Here is a 20,973-nt window from a genome sequence, read left to right as displayed (position 1 = left end):
GTTCGATGAGCCAGGCGGCACAGAACCTGAACTGGTTGATCACCAACTTCGTGGACAACACCCCCGGGGTGTCCCACACCGTGGTGGTCTCCGCCGACGGACTCCTTCTGGCGATGTCGGAAGGCTTCCCCCGTGACCGGGCCGATCAGCTGGCGGCCGTGGCCTCCGGCCTGACCTCGCTGACCGCCGGGGCCTCCCGCATCTTCGAGGGTGGCGCCGTCAACCAGACCGTGGTGGAGATGGACCGGGGATTCCTGTTCCTCATGTCCGTCTCCGACGGTTCCTCGCTGGCCGTACTGGCGCACCCGGAGTGCGACATCGGCCTCGTGGGCTACGAGATGGCCCTCCTCGTGGACCGGGCCGGCAGCGTCCTCACCCCGGAACTGCGCTCGGAACTCCAGGGCAGCCTCCTCGGCTGACCGCGAACCTCCCGGCCGGACGGTACTTCCGGCCGGGGGGCCGGGGCACCCGCCCCGCACCCAAGTACCACCGCCAGGCCGTCATACCGTCCCCCCCACCGGCCGCCCCGTGAGACGGCACGCTGACCACTGCTGTCCAGCCCGGAGGATCAATGACCCCGCCCCCCGCCTACCCGGACTCGTACGGAGACTCGTACTCGGAAGGCGACCAGCCGCTGGTGCGTCCCTACGCGATGACCGGCGGCCGGACCCGGCCCCGCTACCAGCTCGCCATAGAGGCGCTGGTCAGCACCACGGCCGATCCGATGCACCTGTCCGGCCTGCTGCCGGAGCACCAGCGCATCTGCACCCTGTGCCGTGAGGTGAAGTCGGTCGCGGAGGTCTCCGCACTGCTGTCGATGCCGCTCGGTGTCGCCCGGATCCTCGTCGCCGACCTGGCCGAGGCCGGAATGGTGGCCATCCACCAGCCGGGCAATGGAGAGGCCGGCGGAACGCCGGATGTAACGCTGCTCGAGAGGGTTCTCAGTGGACTTCGCAAGATCTGACGGCGGAGCGGCTCCTCGCTCCACCACCTCCGCGAAGATCGTGGTGGCGGGCGGCTTCGGCGTGGGCAAGACCACGTTCGTCGGCGCGGTCTCCGAGATCAATCCGCTGCGTACCGAGGCCGTGATGACGTCCGCGAGCGCGGGCATCGACGACCTCACCCACACCGGGGACAAGACGACCACCACGGTCGCCATGGACTTCGGCCGCATCACCTTGGACCAGGACCTGATCCTGTACCTCTTCGGTACCCCGGGTCAGGACCGCTTCTGGTTCATGTGGGACGACCTGGTCCGCGGCGCCATCGGCGCGATCGTCCTGGTCGACACCCGCCGTCTCGCCGACTGCTTCCCCGCCGTCGACTACTTCGAGAACAGCGGCCTGCCCTTCGTGGTGGCGCTCAACGGGTTCGAGGGGCACCAGCCCTACACCCCGGAGGAAGTCCGCGAGGCCCTTCAGATCGGCCCGGACGCCCCCATCATCACCACCGACGCCCGCCACCGGGCGGACGCCAAGAGCGCGCTCATCACGCTCGTGGAGCACGCACTGATGGCGCGACTCAAGTAGCCGGGTCCCATGTCGTGTTCGATAGAGGGCGGGCTGTGTCATAGAACACGGCCCGCCCTCCTCGTTCATAACGTTTCGACAGAGAATTACCGCCAGTCGGGCACAGGCTGCGTTCGCTCGGTACCGCTGCGCTCACACCGGGCCCGGCATTTGCAGCAGGTCGCTCTTTATGTCCGATTTATGTGGGACATAAGGCAGTTGGAATGGCTGATTCCGAGTGTTTGGAACAGGGCCGTCAACCGTGCTGGAATTCAACGAACTAGCTAGTAGCACCGCCGAGAGGTTGTTGGTCGAGTGAGGCGAAGCAACGCGAGCCCCGGGGTCGAACCCGCGCGGGGCAACTTCACCCCGCCGCCGCGAGCGGCCGCGTCGCCCGTCGACGTGCCCGTGGAACCACCGGCCGCGAAGGGCAGTGCCAGCAAGTTCGCCCCGCGCAACTGGCGTGTGCCGACCAAGCTGAACGCCATCCTCCTCGTACCCGTCCTCGTCGGACTGGTCATGGGCGGCTTCCAGGTGAAGGGCTCGGTCGACAGCTGGAACGAGGCCAAGGACGCCGAGAAGACGGCGCGCATCGTCCAGGCGGCGGCCGAATACGGCCAGGCCCTCCTGAACGAGCGTGACCTCACCGCCGAACCCCTCCTCAAGGGCGAGCGCAACAGCCCGGTCGTGGCGAAGGCCTACGCGGCCACGGACGCGGCCAAGCAGAAGTTCGCCGACGCCGCCAAGGACCTCCCGGACAACCAGAGCCTGGAACACCGTCTGGCGCTCTTCCGCCAGGAGGAGCCCAAGCTGGAGCAGGTCCGCAAGACGGCCTACGTGGCGCCGGAGACACCGAAGAAGTCGCTGCCCAACTCGGCGGGTCCCATCCCGACCGAAGAGGGCTACGTGCTGGTCCAGCACTACCTCATGACGTTCTCCAACGAACTGGGCCTCGGCACCGGCAACGTGACCAGCTACGGCCGCATGGTCTACGCGGTCGAGCTGGCCAAGGCCGCCAACTCGCTCCAGCGGTCGGTGGGTACGCACCTCCTGGTCCGCCCGAACGAGAACGAGGAGGTCCGCAGGGGCCAGCTCGTCGCGTTCTCCTCCTACGCCTACCTCGAAGAGATCGCCATCGGCGAGTACGTCGCGGCCGGCACCGACGCGGACACCAACCGCCTCAAGGAGGTCATGGCCGACAAGGCCAAGGACGGCGCCGCCAAGCTCACCGCCGCCAAGCTGGCGGCCGACCAGGCCGGCACCCCCTTCAAGGCGCCGCCGGTCGTCAACGGCTCCGCCCTCACCGGCATGACCGAGGCGATAGCCAGTGGCGCGAGCAAGGAGAAGCTCGCCGCCGCCGGTACCACCGCCCCCGCCTGGCAGGCGGCGGCCACCGCCAAGTTCGACGGCTACGCCCAGATCGAGAACGAACTCCTCGACAAGGCCGTCAAGGACTCCGTCGCGGTCTCCGACGCGGCCCGCAACGACGCCATCATCACCGGTGCCGCCGTGGTCGTGGCCCTGCTGGCCGCCTTCATCCTGGCCGGCATGATGGCCCGCCAGATGAGCCGCTCCATGCGCCGTCTGCGCGCCGCCGCCTTCGACGTCGCCGAACAGCGTCTGCCGATGCTCGTCGACCAGCTCTCGCGCACCGACCCCGGCAAGGTCGACACCCGCGTGACGCCGATCCCGATCGACTCCCAGGACGAGATCGGCGAGGTCGCCCGCGCCTTCGACCAGGTCCACCGGGAAGCGGTCCGGCTCGCCGCCGAGCAGGCGCTCCTGCGAGGGAACGTCAACGCGATCTTCACCAACCTCTCCATGCGCAACCAGTCGCTGATCGAGGGCCAGCTGACCCTCATCACCGACCTGGAGAACAACGAGGCCGACCCCGACCAGCTGGAGAACCTCTTCCGGCTGGACCACCTGGCCACCCGTATGCGCCGCAACGGCGAGAACCTGCTCATCCTCGCGGGTGAGGAGCCGGGCCGCCGCTGGGACCAGCCGGTGCCCCTCGTCGACGTGCTGCGCGCCGCCTCCTCCGAGGTGGAGCAGTACGAGCGCATCGAGCTCTCGGGCGTCTCCGAGGCGGAGATCCACGGCCAGGCCGTGACCGACCTCGTGCACCTGCTCGCCGAGCTGCTGGAGAACGCGACCACGTTCTCCTCCCCCCAGACCAAGGTCCGTGTCAACGCCACGCGTCTGCCCGACGGTCGCGTCATGGTGGAGATCCACGACAAGGGCATCGGCCTCACCGCCGAGGACTTCGCGGACATCAACCACAAGCTGGCCAACCCGCCGACCGTGGACGCCGCGATCTCGCAGCGCATGGGTCTGTTCGTGGTCGGCCGACTGGCGGACCGCCACGGCATCCGCGTCCAGCTGCGCCCCTCCGGCGAGGCGGCCGGCACCACCTCGCTGGTCATGCTCCCCGACGCCATCACCCACGGTGGCGGTGGCGAGGGCATACCGGACGACGACTTCACGGTTTCCTCGATCATCCCGGAGCAGCAGGCCCAGGTGGCCCCGCCGCTGCGCACGGCCGCCGAGCTCGGGTTCGACGACTCCCGCTACGACGCCCAGGGCGGTGAGGAGCGCTCGCTGGACCCGGTCGTGCGGTCCCTGACCCAGCAGGAGCGCCGGGCCGCGCTGGCGGCCCAGGTCGGCTTCCCGCAGGAGCAGGACCAGCGGCAGGAGCAGGAATCCGGGTACTCCGCGCAGGAGTATCCGGAACCCCAGCCCGAGCACGGGTACCAGGAGTACCAGGGCTTCGAGCAGCAGTCCGGGCAGGGATACGAGGCCTCGTACGAGACTCCGGCCCCCGAGCAGGCGTACGAGGCGTACCCGGACCAGAACTACGCTTATCCGGAAGCCGAATACCAGGACCAGGGGCACAACGCCCAGTCCTACGAGGACGGCTACGCAGCTCAGTCCCAGCAAGGCGAGTGGCCCGAACAGAACACCTACTCGGGCGCCTACCAGCAGGACTACGGGACCGAATCGGAATCCGGGGCCGCTCCCGAAGCGGCTCAGGACCGCGTAGGCTTCGACCGTCCGGGTGCCGCTGCCGACACCGGTCACCAGATGACCGGGGCGGGCCTGCCGCGTCGCGGCAGCCAGCAGCAGTGGCAGTCGGGACAGCAGAAAGCGGAGTCCACCGGATCTCTCTTCGAGCAGCGGCCGCAGCGTCAGCAGCAGCCGGCTGAGGCGCAGAGTGCCCCGGAGGAGACGGAAGGCAGCGCGGCGTGGCGTTCGAACAACGACGAGCGCTGGCAGCAGGCCGCCAAGCTCCGTGAGCCGAAGGCGGGCGGGGTCACCCCGTCCGGTCTTCCTCGGCGGGTGCCCAAGGCCAACCTGGTCGAGGGCGCTGCGGAGACGACCCCGCAGGGCGGCCCCCAGGTCTCCCGCGCCCCGGAGGACGTCCGCGGCAGGTTGAGCAACCTGCGGCGCGGTGTCCAGCAGGGACGCAGCGCGGGTTCCGAGCAGTCAAGTAACAGCTATGACCAGGAGCGTTAGTGTGAGCCCGATGAGCCAGGCGGCACAGAACCTGAACTGGTTGATCACCAACTTCGTGGACAACACCCCCGGGGTGTCCCACACGGTGGTGGTCTCCGCCGACGGCCTTCTTCTGGCGATGTCCGACGGATTCCCGCGCGACCGCGCCGATCAGCTGGCGGCCGTGGCCTCCGGTCTGACCTCGCTGACCGCCGGGGCCTCCCGCATCTTCGAGGGTGGCGCCGTCAACCAGACCGTGGTGGAGATGGACCGGGGGTTCCTGTTCCTCATGTCCGTCTCCGACGGTTCCTCGCTCGCGGTGCTCGCGCACCCCGAGTGCGACATCGGCCTCGTGGGCTACGAGATGGCCCTCCTCGTGGACCGAGCCGGCAGTGTCCTCACCCCGGAACTGCGTTCGGAGCTGCAGGGAAGTCTTCTCAACTAGCAAACAGGCAGTGCGTTTCGCGTCATCGCACCATAAGGTGCGGTGGCGCGGTTCTACAGGGAGTACTGCGTTCTTGGAGCAGGAGGAGGAAGCGTGACAACACCCGGAGGACATCCTTATGGCGGCGCGCAGCAGCCGCAGGGTGGGCACGACCAGAACCGCTTCAACTTCCCCTCCGCCCCCAGCCGGCCCGTGTCGGAGCACGACCCCTACCAGCAGCAGTACGGTCAGCCCCAGCAGCCCCAGTACGGTCAGCCGCAGCAGCCGCAGGCTCCCCACCGGCTGCCGCAGCAGCCGCCCCGGGCCTCGCGTCCGCCGGCGCCCAAGGCGCACAACCCGCTGGTGCGTCCGTACGCCATGACCGGCGGCCGTACCCGGCCGCGCTACCAGCTCGCCATCGAGGCGCTGGTCAGTACCACGGCCGATCCCGCTCGGTTGCAAGGGCAGTTGCCCGAGCACCAGCGCATCTGCCGTCTGTGCCAGGAGATCAAATCCGTCGCGGAGATCTCGGCACTCCTCTCCATTCCTCTTGGTGTCGCCCGCATCCTCGTCGCCGACCTGGCGGAGGCGGGCCTTGTCGCCATTCATCAGCCCGGCGGCGACGAGTCTGCCGGCGGCCAGCCAGATGTGACACTGCTCGAAAGGGTGCTCAGTGGACTTCGCAAGCTCTAACGGCGGAGCGGCTCCTCGCTCCACCACCTCCGCGAAGATCGTGGTGGCGGGCGGCTTCGGCGTGGGCAAGACCACGTTCGTCGGCGCGGTCTCCGAGATCAATCCGCTGCGTACCGAAGCCGTCATGACCAGCGCTTCCGCCGGTATCGACGACCTCACCCACACCGGGGACAAGACGACCACCACGGTCGCCATGGACTTCGGCCGCATCACCTTGGACCAGGACCTGATCCTGTACCTCTTCGGTACCCCGGGTCAGGACCGCTTCTGGTTCATGTGGGACGACCTCGTGCGCGGCGCCATCGGCGCCGTGGTGCTGGTCGACACCCGCCGTCTCGCCGACTGCTTCCCCGCCGTCGACTACTTCGAGAACAGCGGCCTGCCCTTCGTCATCGCCCTCAACGGCTTCGACGGACACCAGCCCTACACCCCGGAGGAAGTCCGCGAGGCCCTTCAGATCGGCCCGGACGCCCCCATCATCACCACCGACGCCCGCCACCGCGGGGACGCCAAGAGCGCGCTCATCACCCTGGTCGAGCACGCCCTGATGGCCCGCCTGCGGTAACCGGCCGGCCCGGCCCACGCGAAAGGCCCCCCGCACTCCGAGGAGTGCGGGGGGCCTTTCGTCGTTCGGGCCGCCGCGGGGGCCGTGCCCTGCGGGCTCTAGCCGCGCCAGCTGTGGGCGGAGCGGAAGCCGGGGCTGCGCTCCAGGCGGCGCCAGCGGGCCTGGGAGCCGATGCGGTGCACCGGGGCGGCCGCGGGGGCCGCGGCGGCGCGGGCGAGCAGGATCGCGGTGATCGCGGCCAGCTCCTCGGGCTCGGCGTTGCCCTTCTCGACCTTGAGCAGCGTGTCTGCGGTGACGCTCATGGGTGGCAGGTCTCCTTCGCTCTTACTGCGGCGGGTTGCCGTGCTTGCGGGACGGCAGATCGGCGTGCTTGGTGCGGAGCATCGCCAGCGCGCTGACGAGCACCTCGCGGGTCTCGGCGGGGTCGATGACGTCGTCGACGAGGCCGCGCTCGGCCGCGTAGTACGGGTGCATCAGTTCGGCCTTGTACTCCTTGACCATGCGGGCGCGCATGGCCTCGGGGTCCTCGGCGTCCGCGATCTGCTTGCGGAAGATGACGTTGGCCGCGCCCTCGGCGCCCATCACGGCGATCTCGTTGGTGGGCCAGGCGTAGGTGAGGTCGGCGCCGATGGACTGGGAGTCCATGACGATGTACGCGCCGCCGTACGCCTTGCGCAGGATCAGCGAGATCCGCGGGACGGTCGCGTTGCAGTAGGCGTACAGCAGCTTGGCACCGTGACGGATGATGCCGCCGTGCTCCTGGTCGACGCCCGGCAGGAAGCCGGGGACGTCGAGCAGGGTGATGATCGGGATGTTGAAGGCGTCGCACATCTGGACGAAGCGGGCCGCCTTCTCGGAGGCCTCGATGTCCAGGACGCCGGCCAGGTGACCGGGCTGGTTGGCGACGATGCCGACGACCTGACCGTCCATGCGGGCAAGGGCGCAGATGATGTTGCGGGCCCAGCGCTCGTGGACCTCCAGGACGTCGCCGTCGTCGACGAGCTCCTCGATGACCTTGAGCATGTCGTAGGGGCGGTTGCCGTCCGCGGGCACCAGGTCCAGCAGGACGTCGGAGCGGCGGTCCGCCGGGTCCGAGGTCGGGTGGAGCGGCGGGTTCTCCCGGTTGTTGGAGGGCAGCATCGAGATGAGGTAGCGGACCTCGGCGATGCAGGTCTCCTCGTCGTCGTACGCGAAGTGCGCGACGCCCGAGGTCTCGGCGTGCACGTCGGCGCCGCCGAGCCCGTTCTGGGTGATCTCCTCGCCGGTCACCGCGCGGACCACGTCCGGGCCGGTGATGAACATCTGCGAGGTCTCGCGGACCATGAAGACGAAGTCCGTGAGGGCCGGGGAGTACGCGGCGCCGCCGGCGCAGGGGCCCAGCATGACGGAGATCTGCGGGATGACGCCCGATGCCTTGGTGTTGCGCTGGAAGATGCCGCCGTACCCGGCGAGGGCGGAGACGCCCTCCTGGATGCGGGCGCCCGCGCCGTCGTTCAGGGAGACCAGGGGGGCACCGGCCGCGATGGCCATGTCCATGATCTTGTGGATCTTCGTGGCGTGGGCCTCGCCCAGCGCGCCGCCGAAGATCCGGAAGTCGTGGGCGTAGACGAAGACCGTACGGCCCTCGACGGTGCCCCAGCCGGTGATGACGCCGTCCGTGTAGGGCTTCTTGCCCTCCAGGCCGAAGCCGCTCGCCCGGTGCCGGCGCAGCTGCTCGACCTCCTTGAAGGAACCCTCGTCGAGCAACAGCGCGATGCGCTCGCGCGCGGTCAGCTTGCCCTTGGCGTGCTGCGCCTCGGTCGCCCGGTCACTGGGGCCGCGCCGCGCCTGCTCGCGCAGGGAGTGCAGTTCGGCCACGCGCCCGCGGGCGTCCGTCGGCTCGCTCTGGGTCTGGTCCACAACGGTCATGTACCGACCTTACGAAGTGACGGGCCGAAAACCCTCCGTTGGTTCCGCACAGTCTCCGGAGCGATCCGCTGTGCGGCCCGGACAGAACCGCCGGGTGAGGCGCGAACTCCACCAGCCCCGGGCGTCACCCGTTATGGAGATCCTACAAATCACGCCCCGACTGACGAAGAGGTTGAAATTTGAACGGAATGGGTTTAGCGTCATTGTCGTTGAAACTTAAACAAAGTTTCGCACCGTCGACCGAGGAGTCATCATGGGCATCTTCACCCGCCGCACCACCAACCAGGACAACGCCACCACCGCCGCATCCGTCGCCACCCTGGACGTGGACCCCGCGCTCGCGGCCCTCACCGGCGACTACGCCATCGACGCGGCCCACAGCAGCATCGGCTTCACCGTCCGGCACGCCATGGTCACCAACGTCCGGGGCGCCTTCACCGAGCACGAGGGCCTCCTCCACCTCGACGGCGCCGACCCGTCCCGCTCGACGGCCACCATCGAGGTGAAGACCGCCTCCGTGGACACCGGCATCGCCGATCGCGACGCCCACCTGCGCGGCGCCGACTTCTTCGACGCCGAGACCTTCCCGCTGATGAGCTTCCGCTCCACCGGTGCGGCCGCCCTCGGCGGTGACACCTACCGCGTCACGGGCGACCTGACGATCAAGGACGTCACCCGCCCGCTCTCCATCGACCTGGAGTTCAACGGCTCCGCCACCGACGTCTACGGCAACCAGCGCGTCGGCTTCGAGGGCTCCACGCAGATCCTGCGCTCCGACTGGGGCCTGACCTGGAACGCCGCGCTGGAGGCCGGCGGCGTGATGGTCAGCGACAAGGTCAAGCTGACCTTCGACGTCTCGGCCGTCAAGCAGGCCTGAGCCGGCCGTCGGCGATACCGGGGGGCGGCCGGGCCCGGGCCCCGAGCCCTAGAAGCCGCCCCCGCCGTCGAACCCGCCGCCACCCCCGTCGAAGCCCCCACCGCCGCCGAAGTCCCCGCCGCCGAAGTCGGCCGGGTCGAAGTCGGCCCCCGACACGTCACCGCCGTCGAACCCGCCGCCCACTCCGCCGAAGTCGGAGGCGTACGCCGGACCGGACATCAGCGAACCGAGCATCGTGCCCACGAGCAGACCGGGCAGGATGCCTCCGCCGAAGTACCCGCCGGCCCAGGGGCCGTAGGCCGGGCCCGCGTCGTAGTAGGGGCGCGGCCCGTGGTCGGTGTCCACGGTGCGCACGGCCGGGTCCAGACCGTCGCGCAGCCGCACGGCGTCCGCCGTGCAGACGGGGACGGTACGGGCCACCCCGCCCGCCGGGGCCCAGGTGGCGTCCTCCGTGCTCGGACCGTGGCGCGGGTCGAAGAAACAGGGCGCACGGCGCTCCGGTACCGGCCGGCCCTGGCGGCGCGCGTCGAGGCGGGCCAAGGCGTAGCGCCCGTCCTCCAGTGCCTGCGTGACGCCCTGCACCTCCTCCGGGTACCGGACCTGGGCCATGATCTGCTTGGCCCGCTCGTAGGAGTCCAGGGCCCGGCCGTAGTCCGCGCGCATGGCGTCGTCGGCGCCGGGCTCACCGGGCCGGAAGTCCAGCCGGTCGAGTTCCTCGCCGAAGGCGGTGATGTCCTCGTCCACGACCACGCCGAGACGGGCGATCGCCTCGCGGCGGGCCTCTTCCTTCTTCTTGCGGTTGCGCCGGACCAGCGCGTAGGCGCCGCCGCCGCCGAGCACGACGACCGCGCCGAGCGCGACCAGGCCGCCGACCGGGGTGCCGTGGTCGGCGGCGGTGCCGCCCCAGGAGGCCGGGGCCCTGCCCTTGGCCTGGGTGAGGGCCTGGTCCACGAAGTTGTTCAGCTCGGTGACCGCGTCGACCGGCCCGCCCGCCTTCACGGCGTCGGTGAGGTTGCGTACGGCGACCCGGGGCATGACGGAGGAGTCGGCCCCGGCGTCGAAGCCGGTACCGAGGCGGATCGCGTACAGCCCCGTGATGCCCGTCTGGGCGCGGACGGCGCTCAGCAGCCCCTTGGGCGGGAACTCGTCCGTGGCCGGGAGGACCGCGACGAAGACCGGCTTCCCGGCCTTCTCGATCTTCCGGGCCAGCGCGTCCGCCTGCGCCTTCGGCAACTGCGCCTCGGCGCGCGGGTCGACATAGACGGGGCCCTGCTTGAGGGCCCGCGCGACGGCCGCGGTCCCGGTGTCCGCGGACGCCTGCGGTGCGCCCACGAGAGCGAAGGCGAGAAGCCCCAGCAATAGACCGGACAATACGGACATAAGCCTGGTCTTCATGTCTACGACGCTACCCGAATCGCCCCTCGCACGGGTGAACGGCACACGAGGCCACCGGCCCGCCCGGGCCGCGCGCCTACTCGGCCGGTTCCACCCCGGCGCGCAGCAGACCGTAGGTGAAGGCGTCCTCCAGGGCCTGCCAGGAGGCCGCGATCACGTTCGGGGCCACGCCGACCGTGGACCATTCGCGGGCGCCGTCCGTCGTGGAGATCAGCACCCGGGTGGTGGACTCCGTACCGTGCTTGCCCTCCAGGATGCGGACCTTGTAGTCCACCAGCTCGAACTTGGCCAACTGCGGGTAGAACCGCTCCAGCGCCACCCGCAGCGCCCGGTCGAGGGCGTTGACGGGGCCGTTGCCCTCGGCCGTCGCCACGATCCGCTCGCCCTTGGCCCACAGCTTGACCGTGGCCTCGTTGGCGTGGGTGCCGTCCGGACGGTCCTCGACGATCGCGCGCCAGGACTCGACCCGGAAGTACTTGCGGGCCCGCCCCTCGGCCTCGGCGCGCAGCAGCAACTCGAACGAGGCGTCGGCGGCCTCGTACGTGTAGCCCTGGAGCTCGCGCTCCTTGACCCGCTCCACGACCCGGGAGATCAGCGCGCGGTCGTCCCCGAGATCGACGCCGAGTTCCTTGCCCTTGAGCTCGATGGAGGCGCGGCCGGCCATGTCGGAGACCAGCATCCGCATGGTGTTGCCGACGCGCTCGGGGTCGATGTGCTGGTACAGGTCGGGGTCGACCTTGATGGCGGAGGCGTGGAGGCCCGCCTTGTGCGCGAAGGCGGAGACACCCACGTACGGCTGGTGCGTGGACGGCGTCAGGTTGACGACCTCGGCGATGGCGTGCGAGATCCGGGTCATCTCGGCGAGCGCGCCCTCGGGCAGCACCCGGCGCCCGTACTTGATCTCCAGCGCGGCGACGACGGGGAACAGGTTGGCGTTGCCCACGCGCTCGCCGTAGCCGTTCGCGGTGCACTGGACGTGCGTGGCGCCCGCGTCCACGGCGGCCAGCGTGTTGGCCACCGCGCAGCCGGTGTCGTCCTGCGCGTGGATGCCCAGCCGCGCGCCGGTGTCCGCGAGGACGGTGGCGACGGTGGCGGAGATCTGGGCGGGGAGCATGCCGCCGTTGGTGTCGCACAGGATGACGACGTCGGCGCCGGCCTCGTACGCGGTGCGCACCACGGACTTCGCGTACTCGGCGTTGGCCCGGTAGCCGTCGAAGAAGTGCTCGCAGTCGACGAAGACCCGGCGGCCCTGCGCGACCAGGTGGGAGACGGTGTCGCGGACCATCTCCAGGTTCTCGTCCAAGGTGGTGCGCAGGGCGAGTTCGACGTGCCGGTCGTGGGACTTCGCGACCAGGGTGATCACGGGCGCGCCGGACTCCAACAGGGCGCGGACCTGGGGGTCCGCGGCGGCCGTGCCGCCCGCGCGGCGGGTGGCACCGAAGGCGACGAGCTTCGCGTGCTTGAAGTCGATCTCGGCGCGGGCGCGGGCGAAGAACTCGGTGTCGCGGGGGTTGGCGCCGGGCCAGCCGCCCTCGATGAAGCCGACCCCGAAGTCGTCCAGGTGCCGGGCGATCGTCAGCTTGTCCGCGACCGTGAGGTTGATGCCCTCGCGCTGGGCGCCGTCGCGCAGGGTGGTGTCGAAGACGTGGAAGCCGTCGGCAGGGCCTGCCTGCGGCTCAGTCGGCTTCGTGGCCTCTGTCGTCGTCATGCTGGTCTGACTCCTGTCGGATGAGTGGTTCCGGAGACCGGGGATCCACTGCCCCCATCATCGCGCGCTGCCGGGCCCCGGCAGGAATGGGCCGGGAAACGAAAAAACCTCTCGCGGGTGCGAGAGGTCTGCGCGCGGGTCTGGGGCACGGCGGCCGCTTACCCGTGGTTGTTCCACGGCTCAGCGGCCACTGCGGACCGGCGCGCTGCTGTCGATAATCATGAGCTGAGCAGGCACGCCCGCAGTGTGCCACAGGGGTCCACGCGCGCGGACCGACGTCTCACTATGCGAGCGGGGCGGTGCGGGCGGGTCTCGGCGGATCGGGGGTCGGTGGATAGCGGGCCGGCGGATCGGGGTCTCGGGGCGGTCGGGCGCGGGGTCGATCGGGCCCGGGGTCGCTCGGGCGCCCGCGGGATCAGACCGGCGGAGCCGCCAGCGTCTGGTCCACGAATTCCCTCACGTGGTCGAGGATGTCGCCCCGCCCTATCCCGGGCAGGCCGACGGCGACCTGGATGCTGAACCCGTCGAGCAGGGCGCGCATCCGGGCCGCGAAGCGGTCGGCGTCCACCGGCCGGAACTCCCCGCGCGAGATGCCCTCGGCGAGCAGCGCCACGAGGTCCCGGTGCCAGGCGCCCTCGATGGCAGCCTGCCGCTCGCGTTCCGCCGGCCCGGCGTTCTGCGACCGGTTCCAGACCTCCAGCCACAGGGTCCAGTGGGGGTCGCGGGCGCCGTCGGGGACGTAGAGGTCCACGTAGGCCGCGAGCCGTTCGCGCGCGGTGCCGCCGCGCGAGAGCAGGGCCCGTCGTTCGGTGCCGAGCGCGGCCTCGCTCCACTCCAGGGTGCGCAGCAGCAGTTCGTCCTTGCTGCCGAAGTAGTACAGGAGGTGGCCGCTGCTCATGCCGACCTCGCGGCCCAGACCGGCCATGGTCAGACCGTCCAGGCCGCGCTCGGCGATCGTGGCCATGGCGGCGACGAGTACGTCCTCGCGCGGCGGTGCGTTCTTCCGCGCCGGCCGTACTCCACCCGCCGCCATGGGCGTCTCCTCACATCGGGTCCGTCCGTCCGGGTCAGACCTTCGGCTGCTGCTGGGTGATGCAGTGGATACCGCCACCCCCGGCGAAAATCGTACGTGCGTCAACGAGGGTCACGGTCCGCTCGGGGAACAGAGCGCGGAAGATTTCCGCCGCCTCCTCGTCCCGCGGGTCGTCGAAGGAGCAGAGCACGACCCCGTCGTTGCACAGGTAGTGGTTGATGTACGAGTAGTCGACCCACTCGCCGTCCTCCTCCAGCACGGTCGGCGCCGGGATCTCGACGACCTCCAGGAGGCGGCCCCGGGCGTCGGTGGAGGCGCGCAGGAGGGCGGCTATGGCCTTGCAGCGCTCGTGGTCCGGGTGGGCCGGGTCGGGCTGGCTGTGGACCATGACCACACCGGGGCGGGCGAAGGCCGCGACGATGTCCACGTGGCCCTGGGTGCCGTAGGTGCCGTAGTCCCCGGCCAGGCCGTAGGGCAGCCAGATGGCCTTGGTGGTGCCTAGGTGGGCGTGGATCTCCTCCTCGACCTGCCGACGGGTCCAGTCGGGGTTGCGGCCCTCGCCGAGCTGCACGGTGTCGGTGAGGAGCACGGTGCCCTCGCCGTCGACGTGGATGGCGCCGCCCTCGTTGACCAACGGGGTGCTGTACGTCCGGGTGCCGACGAGATCCGAGACGTGGCGGGCGATCTTCGCGTCGTGGTCCCAGCGGGCCCACTCCTGGGCGCCCCAGCCGTTGAAGGTCCAGTCGACCGCGGCCAGGCCGCCCGCACCGTCGGTGACGAAGGTGGGTCCGATGTCGCGCATCCACGCGTCGTCGAGCTCCCGCTCCACGATGACCAGTTCATGGCCTTCGGACGCGCCCGCGATGGCGCGGGCGCCCTCCGCGTCACCGGGCGAGACGACGAGCGTCACGGGCTCGTGGGCGCGCACGGCGCGGGCGACGGCGCCCCAGGCCTCGCGCGCCTCGGCGAGCTCCCGCTCGTTGGTGAAGGTGGGGTTGGGGCTGGGCCAGGCCATCCAGGTGCGCTCGTGGGGCGTCCACTCGGCGGGCATGCGGAATCCGTCGGCAGCGGGCTTGGTCATGGAGGGGTCCTTAGAGGCTGTCTGCTACGGGAAGCTGGTGGCTGTCAGAGGAAGTACAGGCGGTTGAGCGAGACCGAATCGGCCGCTTCGGAGCGCAGCGGGTCGCCGTCGAGAGTGACGAGGCCGCTGCGCGCGTCGACGTCGACCGCGCCCACCCGGGAGTTGAGGAGGAGGTCCGCCGGGCCGATGCCACGGGTGCCGCGCACGGCGACCCGGCGCCTGCGCGTGGGCATCTGGTCGGAGCCCAGCGCGGCCGCCGCGGCGGAGACGAAGGCGACGGAGATGTCGGCCGCGGTGGCCCCGTAGGCGCCGAACTGCGGCCCGAGCACGAGCGGTTCGCAGGTGTCGGTGGCGGCGTTGGGGTCGCCGGTGACCCCGTACGCCGGGAAGCCGGACTTCAGGACCAGCTGGGGCTTGGCGCCGAAGAACTGGGGGCGCCACAGCACGATGTCGGCGAGCTTGCCGACCTCGATGGAGCCGATCTCGTGGGCCAGGCCGTGGGCGATGGCGGGGTTGATGGTCAGCTTGGCCATGTAGCGCAGGACGCGGGCGTTGTCGTCGCCCTCGCCGTCCCCGGCCAGCGGTCCCAGCTCGCCCTTCATCTTGGCGGCCATGGCGAAGGTGCGCCGGACGGTCTCGCCGGCGCGGCCCATGCCCTGCGCGTCGGAGGAGGTGATGCCGATCGCGCCCAGGTCGTGCAGGACGTCTTCGGCGCCCATCGTCCCGGCGCGAATGCGGTCGCGTGCCATGGCCGCGTCGCCGGGCAGGTCCGGCTTGAGGTCGTGGACCGAGACGATCATGCCGTAGTGCTCGGCGACCGCGTCCCGGCCGAAGGGCAGGGTGGGGTTGGTGGAGGAGCCGATGACGTTCGGCACGCCCGCCATCTTGAGCACGTTGGGGACGTGACCGCCGCCGCAGCCCTCGATGTGGAAGGCGTGGATGGTGCGGCCGTCCAGGACGCGCAGGGTGTCCTCGACGGAGAGGCATTCGTTGAGGCCGTCGCTGTGCAGGGCGACCTGTACGTCGTGTTCCTCGGCCACCCGCAGGGCGGTGTCCAGGGCGCGGGTGTGCGCGCCCATGTCCTCGTGGACCTTGAACCCGCTCGCGCCGCCCTCGGCCAGGGCCTCCACCAGCGGCGCGGCGTCCGAGGAGGAACCGCGGGCCAGGAAACCGATGTTGACGGGCCAGGCGTCGAAGGCGTTGAAGGCGTGCTTCAGCGCCCAGGGGGAGTTGACTCCGACGCCCCAGACCGGGCCGAACTCCTGGCCGATGATCGTGGTGACACCCGCGGCGAGCGAGGCCTCCATGACCCGCGGGGAGAGCAGGTGGACGTGGGTGTCGACGGCGCCGGCGGTGGCGATGAGGCCCTCGCCGGAGACGATCGAGGTACCGGTGCCGACGACGACGTCCACGCCGTCGAGGGTGTCGGGGTTGCCGGCGCGGCCGATCGCGTGGATGCGGCCCTCGCGGATGCCGATGGACACCTTGCGGACGCCGAGGACGGCGTCGATGACCAGCACGTTGCTGATCACCACGTCACAGGTGTCGCGGACGGCGGCGGCCTTGAGGTGCAGGCCGTCGCGGGCGGTCTTGCCGAAGCCGGCCAGGAACTCGTCGCCCGGCTTCTGCGCGTCGTGCTCGACGCGGACGGTCAGGCCCGAGTCGCCGAGGCGGACCCGGTCGCCGGCGCGGGGGCCGAAGACGGAGGCGTACTCGTGCGGGTCGATGTGCCGGCTCGCGCCCGGCGCGCAGTGGTCGCTGTGCTTGGTCTGCCTGCTCACGCCTGGTCTCCGTCCGTCGAGTCGTCCGTCGTCGCGTCCCCGGGTTCGCCGGCGCCCAGGTAGCCGCAGGCGGCGGCGCGGCGCAGGGCCTCCGCTTTGGCGCCGGGGGCGTCCAGCGGCCCGTCGACCAGCCCCGCGAAGCCGATGGCCACGCGCTCGCCGCCGATCGGGACCAGTCCCACCTCGGCCTCGCCGTGCGGGTCGAACCGTACGGAGGAGCCCGCGAGCACGCACAGCCGCATGCCGTAGGCAGCGGCCCGGTCGAAGTCCAGGCGCGGGTTCGCCTCGAAGAAGTGGAAGTGGGAGGTGACGCTGACCGGCACGGCGGCCGTGTTGCGCACCCGCAGGTGCACCACGGGCTCCGGCTGGGGCGCCCCCGGGCCCGGCACGACCGCGCCGGGCGCGTCGGCGCCCAGGCCCACGGCGCCCCGGATCGGCGAGGAGACCACGGCGAGGCGCGATCCGTCGTCGAAGACGGCCTCGACGTGGACCTCGGTGACCACGTCGGACACGCCGGGCAGCACGTCCTCGGGGCCCAGCACGCTTCGGGCCTCCTCGATGGCCTCGGCGAGCCGCTTGCCGTCGCGGGCCGCCTCGCAGACCGTGTCCGCGATGAGCGCGGTGGCCTCGGGGACGTTGAGCTTCAGGCCGCGGGCCCGCCGGGCCCTGGCCAGTTCCGCCGCGCCGCGCAGCAGCAGCCGGTCACGCTCCGTAGGGGTCAGCCGCACGCCGATCCACCACCTTTTGAGTCAATGGGTTAGAGCATCACTCTAACTCTTCATTTCCCCGCAATGAAGCATTGACCTCCGGGCAGGGATGAGGGCACATTGAATGTCGCTCAAACAAAGTGCACTCATCCCCGCCCTGCCAAGGGAGCTCCCCCATGCCCATCGAACAGCGCGGAGTCGACACGATTCCCGAGGAGGAGCGGACGAGCGGTCCCCGTGACCTGATATCGATCCTGCTCGGCTCCAATCTCTGCCTCGGCGTGATCGTGTTCGGCTGGCTGCCCCCGTCCTTCGGACTGGGCCTGTGGCCCTCGCTCACGGCCATCGTGACCGGCACCCTCGTCGGCATCGTCTTCACCGCGCCGCTGGCGCTGGTCTCCCTGCGGACGGCCACCAACCTCTCCACCTCCAGCGGCGCCCAGTTCGGCGTCCGCGGACGGCTCGTCGGCTCGATCGTGGGCCTGCTCCTCGCGCTCGGCTACACCGCCCTGACCCTGTGGATCGGTGGCGACGTGATGGTCGGCACCCTGGCGCGGCTGGTGGGGCTCCCGGACACCGGCCTCACCCACGCGGTCATGTACGGCGTGCTGGCCGCCTTCACCGTCGTCGGGGCCGTCTTCGGCTACCGCCTGTTGCTGCGCATGAGCAAGGTGCTCTCCATCGGCATGGTGATCCTGCTGGCCATCGGCCTCTACGCCTACGCGCCCGACTTCACCACCGCCGCGCCGACCGGCACCTCGTACCTGCTCGGCTCGTTCTGGCCGACCTGGCTGCTGGCCGCCGTCGCCGCCGGTCTGAGCGGTCCCGTCGCCTTCATCACCCTGCTCGGCGACTACACCCGCTACATCTCCCCCACCCGGCACAGCTCCCGCAAGGTCTTCTGGGGCACGTGTCTGGGCCTGGCGATCGGTCTGCTGATCCCGCAGTTGTTCGGCACGTACACGGCGCTCGCCGCCAAGGCCGGCGCGGACTACGCCGGGCCGCTCGTCGACGCCGCGCCCTTCTGGTACCTGGTCCCGCTGCTCGCGGCGGCCGCGGCCGGTTCGGTGGGCAACGCCGGGCTGATGCTCTACTCCATGGGCCTCGACCTGGACGCGATCGTCCCCAAGGCCACCCGGACCAAGGCCACCGTGATCGCCGCCGCCGTCGCCACCGCCTTCGTCTTCATCGGTTCCTTCGAGTGGGACGTCCAGTCCGCGATGACCTCGTTCGTCCTGCTGCTGACCGCGATCGGCACGCCGTGGGCCGTCATCACCCTGATCGGATACGTCCGCTGCCGCGGGCAGTACGACGCCGACGCGCTCCAGGTCTTCAACCGCCGCTCGGTCGGCGGGATCTACTGGTACCGGGCGGGCTGGAACGTCCAGGCCACCGCCGCCTGGGCGATCGGCGCGGGCGTCGGCCTGCTCGCCGTGACCACCCCCTTCTACGAGGGCCCGCTGCTGGCCCTGACCGGTGGGGTGGACTGTTCCTTCGTCCTGTCCGGCCTGGTCGGCGGCCTGGTGTACCTGGCCCTGACATTCCGGACGGCGGCCGCCGCCGAGCCGGCCGGGCTCGACGGGACGGCCGTCTCGGCCGGCGTCGGGGTCTCGGTGGCCGTCGACTGACACCGGCCGAAGCCGACGTACGGCGCGGGCCCCGGGGGATTCCTCTCCCCGGGGCCCGCGCCGTCGGTCGTCGCCGCCGTCGGCGGCCCGTCCCGCCCTGCCCGTCAGCCGGTCCGGCAGTGGTGGTCGGTGGCCGCCTGGGTGGCCGCGGCGTCGAGCTGCTGGATCTGCGGCTGGAGCTGGGTCAGGGCCTCCTTGCCCGTGGTGTCGCCGGGCAGCCCCTCGTAGGCCTTCTTGAGGTTCTCCGCAGCCGACTGGACGGCGTCCCGCTCGGCCGACTTCATGGTCTGGGTGTTCTCCTTGACGTTCTTCCAGTCCGTCTGCACCGCGTCGTAGGCCTTCTGCATCTGGTCCTTCGTGGCCGTGGCCGGGTTCAACGCCTTGAGCGCGGCATTGTCCGACTTCAGCTGGGTCAGGTTGGTACAGAGCTCGGCGCCGGCCTTCGAGGCCTTTTCCTCCGGGGTCTCGTCGTTGCTGGAGCATGCCGAGGCGCCCAGCACCACGGCCGCGCAGATCAGGCCGGAGGCAACGAACCGCTTCATGGGATCCGCCTTTCCGCCGGCACGAGCCGCCGGCGCACGAGGGGTCCACCCCCGATGGGAGGGGCGTACCGGGCCGCCGGGGCCGGTGTCCGGCGCCGAATCGGCGGCGCGACCAAATTCGCACGCCGGTCCGCACCCCGCATCCGCGTACGGGCAGGTCCCCCACCCGCACGGGGCGACGTCCGGACTCGAACGGCCCGGCGGCCGAGGGCCCCCAGGTATCGCGGCGTCCCCGGAGCGCCTCCCCGAGAGCGGCGCCGGGATGAGCCGTTCGGGTGGGACTGCCCGCTGCCGCGCACCGCCCGCGCCGACGGCGCGGGCGGCCCCCGGACGCACGACGAGGCCCCGGCCTCCCGGCCGGGACCTCGTCGAGGGGGGCTCGCCCCGGGCCCTGTCGTCCTAGCCGAGCGGGTGCATCCAGCCGTGGGTGTCGGCGGTGTGGCCGGTCTGGAGGTCCAGCAGCGCCTTGCGGAGTCGCATGGTGACCACGCCGGGCTCGCCGGTGCCCTGCGTCCAGCCGGCGCGCTCCGACTTGACCGAGCCGACCGGGGTGATCACGGCGGCCGTACCGCAGGCGAACACCTCGGTCAGGGTGCCGTTCTCGTTGTCGCGCTTCCAGTCCTCGGTGCTGATCCGGCCCTCCTCGGCGGTGTAGCCGAGGTCGCGGGCGATGGTGAGGAGCGAGTCGCGGGTGATGCCCGGAAGGAGCGAACCGGTGAGCTCGGGGGTGACGATGCGGTCGCCGTACACGAAGTACAGGTTCATGCCGCCCATCTCCTCGATCCAGCGGTGCTCGACGGCGTCGAGCCACACGACCTGGTCGCAGCCGTGGGAGGCCGCCTGGGCCTGGGCGACCAGGGAGGCCGCGTAGTTTCCGCCGGTCTTCGCCGCGCCCGTACCGCCCTTGACGGCGCGGACGTACTCCTCCGAGAGCCAGACGGAGACGGGCTTGACGCCACCGGGGAAGTACGCGCCGGCCGGCGAGGCGATGACCATGAACAGGAACTCGTTGGCCGGACGGACACCCAGGCCGACCTCGGAGGCGAACATGAACGGACGCAGGTACAGCGAGGCCTCGCCGGAGTCCGGCACCCAGGCGCGGTCCTGCGCGATGAGGGCGTCGCAGGCGGCGATGAACAGGTCGGCGGGGAGCTCGGGCATCGCCATGCGGCGCGCGGAGGCCTGGAAGCGCTCGGCGTTGGCCTCGGGGCGGAACGTGGCGACGGTACCGTCGGGCTGCTTGTAGGCCTTGAGGCCCTCGAAGATGGTCTGCGCGTAGTGCAGGGTCATGTTCGCCGGGTCGATCGACAGCGGCGCGTACGGGACCAGCTCGGCGTCGTGCCAGCCGCGGCCCTCGGTCCACTTGATCGTCACCATGTGATCGGTGAAGTGGCGACCGAACCCGGGGCTGGCCAAGATCGCCTCGCGCTCCGCGTCGGACAGGGGGTTCGAGGAGGGCTTCAGCTCGATCGTGGGCGTCGTCATGAGTGCTTGTCCTTCACCGTTTGTGTATGGCGGACCGCGCTCACGCGTACTAGGACGTCCGAGCTTCCCCGTATTCCGCGGCCTCGCGTTCGATTATCGCGCGCGAGGTGCCCTCGGAGAAACGGGGTGATGCGGCCCAGGGG

Annotated in this window: 19 protein-coding genes; 9 read left to right on the top strand and 10 right to left on the bottom strand. The window is 70.9% G+C overall.

Translation table 11 applies throughout. From position 1 onward, the window contains the following. Positions 1 to 5: 5 nt before the first annotated feature. The 7 genes from E6R62_RS18620 to E6R62_RS18590 all read left to right on the top strand — a co-directional run bounded on the left by E6R62_RS18620 (position 6) and on the right by E6R62_RS18590 (position 6,685). Positions 6 to 419 (top strand): roadblock/LC7 domain-containing protein, encoded by a 414-nt coding sequence (locus E6R62_RS18620; RefSeq protein WP_306432442.1) that lies wholly within the window; start codon positions 6 to 8, stop codon positions 417 to 419. A gap of 152 nt (positions 420 to 571) precedes the next feature. Next, positions 572 to 964, top strand: a complete 393-nt coding sequence (locus E6R62_RS18615) for a DUF742 domain-containing protein (RefSeq protein ID WP_136214587.1) — start codon at positions 572 to 574, stop codon at positions 962 to 964. Further along, the gene (locus tag E6R62_RS18610) at positions 945 to 1,529 is read left to right on the top strand and encodes an ATP/GTP-binding protein (protein WP_136214586.1); all 585 of its coding nucleotides are present in this window, start codon (positions 945 to 947) and stop codon (positions 1,527 to 1,529) included. The genes E6R62_RS18615 and E6R62_RS18610 overlap by 20 nt, the downstream gene beginning before the upstream one ends. 294 nt (positions 1,530 to 1,823) lie before the next feature. Further along, on the top strand, positions 1,824 to 5,024 hold the full coding sequence (locus tag E6R62_RS18605) for a nitrate- and nitrite sensing domain-containing protein (protein ID WP_136214585.1): 3,201 nt from the start codon (positions 1,824 to 1,826) through the stop codon (positions 5,022 to 5,024). Positions 5,025 to 5,034: 10 nt separating this feature from the next. Then, entirely contained in the window at positions 5,035 to 5,448 is a 414-nt protein-coding gene (locus E6R62_RS18600; RefSeq protein ID WP_008739857.1) for a roadblock/LC7 domain-containing protein, read from the top strand. Positions 5,449 to 5,541: 93 nt separating this feature from the next. Further along, the gene (locus E6R62_RS18595) at positions 5,542 to 6,120 is read left to right on the top strand and encodes a DUF742 domain-containing protein (RefSeq protein WP_136214584.1); all 579 of its coding nucleotides are present in this window, start codon (positions 5,542 to 5,544) and stop codon (positions 6,118 to 6,120) included. After that, a complete protein-coding gene (locus E6R62_RS18590; RefSeq protein ID WP_136214583.1) occupies positions 6,101 to 6,685 on the top strand; it encodes an ATP/GTP-binding protein in 585 nt (194 codons plus the stop codon). Before E6R62_RS18595 ends, E6R62_RS18590 begins: the two co-directional genes overlap by 20 nt. Before the next feature lie 98 nt (positions 6,686 to 6,783). Here the strand turns inward: E6R62_RS18590 and E6R62_RS18585 are convergent, their stop codons facing one another. Both E6R62_RS18585 and E6R62_RS18580 read right to left on the bottom strand, forming a co-directional pair. Next, complete coding sequence (locus E6R62_RS18585) at positions 6,784 to 6,987, bottom strand: acyl-CoA carboxylase subunit epsilon (protein WP_136214582.1); 204 nt, start codon at positions 6,985 to 6,987, stop codon at positions 6,784 to 6,786. Between the two features lie 22 nt (positions 6,988 to 7,009). Beyond that, positions 7,010 to 8,593 (bottom strand): acyl-CoA carboxylase subunit beta, encoded by a 1,584-nt coding sequence (locus E6R62_RS18580; RefSeq protein ID WP_136214581.1) that lies wholly within the window; start codon positions 8,591 to 8,593, stop codon positions 7,010 to 7,012. A gap of 253 nt (positions 8,594 to 8,846) precedes the next feature. On the opposite strand from E6R62_RS18580, the gene E6R62_RS18575 reads away from it, so the two are divergent. Then, the gene (locus tag E6R62_RS18575) at positions 8,847 to 9,470 is read left to right on the top strand and encodes a YceI family protein (protein ID WP_136214580.1); all 624 of its coding nucleotides are present in this window, start codon (positions 8,847 to 8,849) and stop codon (positions 9,468 to 9,470) included. 48 nt (positions 9,471 to 9,518) lie between these two features. On the opposite strand, the gene E6R62_RS18570 is transcribed toward E6R62_RS18575, so the two are convergent. The 6 genes from E6R62_RS18570 to ureA form a co-directional block, all read right to left on the bottom strand. Beyond that, the gene (locus tag E6R62_RS18570) at positions 9,519 to 10,865 is read right to left on the bottom strand and encodes a hypothetical protein (RefSeq protein WP_136214579.1); all 1,347 of its coding nucleotides are present in this window, start codon (positions 10,863 to 10,865) and stop codon (positions 9,519 to 9,521) included. A gap of 76 nt (positions 10,866 to 10,941) precedes the next feature. Beyond that, complete coding sequence (cimA, locus tag E6R62_RS18565; RefSeq protein ID WP_136214578.1) at positions 10,942 to 12,573, bottom strand: citramalate synthase; 1,632 nt, start codon at positions 12,571 to 12,573, stop codon at positions 10,942 to 10,944. Positions 12,574 to 12,988: 415 nt separating this feature from the next. After that, positions 12,989 to 13,606, bottom strand: coding sequence for a TetR/AcrR family transcriptional regulator (locus E6R62_RS18560; protein ID WP_136214577.1), 618 nt, complete (start codon positions 13,604 to 13,606; stop codon positions 12,989 to 12,991). A 34-nt stretch (positions 13,607 to 13,640) separates the two neighbouring features. Continuing rightward, positions 13,641 to 14,687: an agmatine/peptidylarginine deiminase gene (locus tag E6R62_RS18555; protein ID WP_136214576.1), complete on the bottom strand. Its 1,047-nt coding sequence runs from the start codon at positions 14,685 to 14,687 to the stop codon at positions 13,641 to 13,643. 44 nt (positions 14,688 to 14,731) lie between these two features. Then, positions 14,732 to 16,468 (bottom strand): urease subunit alpha, encoded by a 1,737-nt coding sequence (locus tag E6R62_RS18550; RefSeq protein WP_240801744.1) that lies wholly within the window; start codon positions 16,466 to 16,468, stop codon positions 14,732 to 14,734. Further along, the gene (gene ureA / locus E6R62_RS18545) at positions 16,465 to 17,196 is read right to left on the bottom strand and encodes an urease subunit gamma (protein WP_136214575.1); all 732 of its coding nucleotides are present in this window, start codon (positions 17,194 to 17,196) and stop codon (positions 16,465 to 16,467) included. The genes E6R62_RS18550 and ureA overlap by 4 nt, the downstream gene beginning before the upstream one ends. Before the next feature lie 155 nt (positions 17,197 to 17,351). On the opposite strand from ureA, the gene E6R62_RS18540 reads away from it, so the two are divergent. Then, complete coding sequence (locus E6R62_RS18540) at positions 17,352 to 18,803, top strand: cytosine permease (RefSeq protein ID WP_136214574.1); 1,452 nt, start codon at positions 17,352 to 17,354, stop codon at positions 18,801 to 18,803. Positions 18,804 to 18,907: 104 nt separating this feature from the next. Here the strand turns inward: E6R62_RS18540 and E6R62_RS18535 are convergent, their stop codons facing one another. Beyond that, complete coding sequence (locus E6R62_RS18535) at positions 18,908 to 19,345, bottom strand: hypothetical protein (protein ID WP_136214573.1); 438 nt, start codon at positions 19,343 to 19,345, stop codon at positions 18,908 to 18,910. A 399-nt stretch (positions 19,346 to 19,744) separates the two neighbouring features. After that, positions 19,745 to 20,830, bottom strand: a complete 1,086-nt coding sequence (locus E6R62_RS18530; protein WP_136214572.1) for a branched-chain amino acid aminotransferase — start codon at positions 20,828 to 20,830, stop codon at positions 19,745 to 19,747. Positions 20,831 to 20,973: the final 143 nt, after the last annotated feature.

The organism is Streptomyces sp. A1136, from assembly GCF_004795055.1.
Classification (GTDB): Bacteria; Actinomycetota; Actinomycetes; order Streptomycetales; family Streptomycetaceae; genus Streptomyces.
The sequence above is the reverse complement of the archived record's forward strand: the minus strand, read 5'-3'. Positions and strand labels throughout refer to the sequence as shown.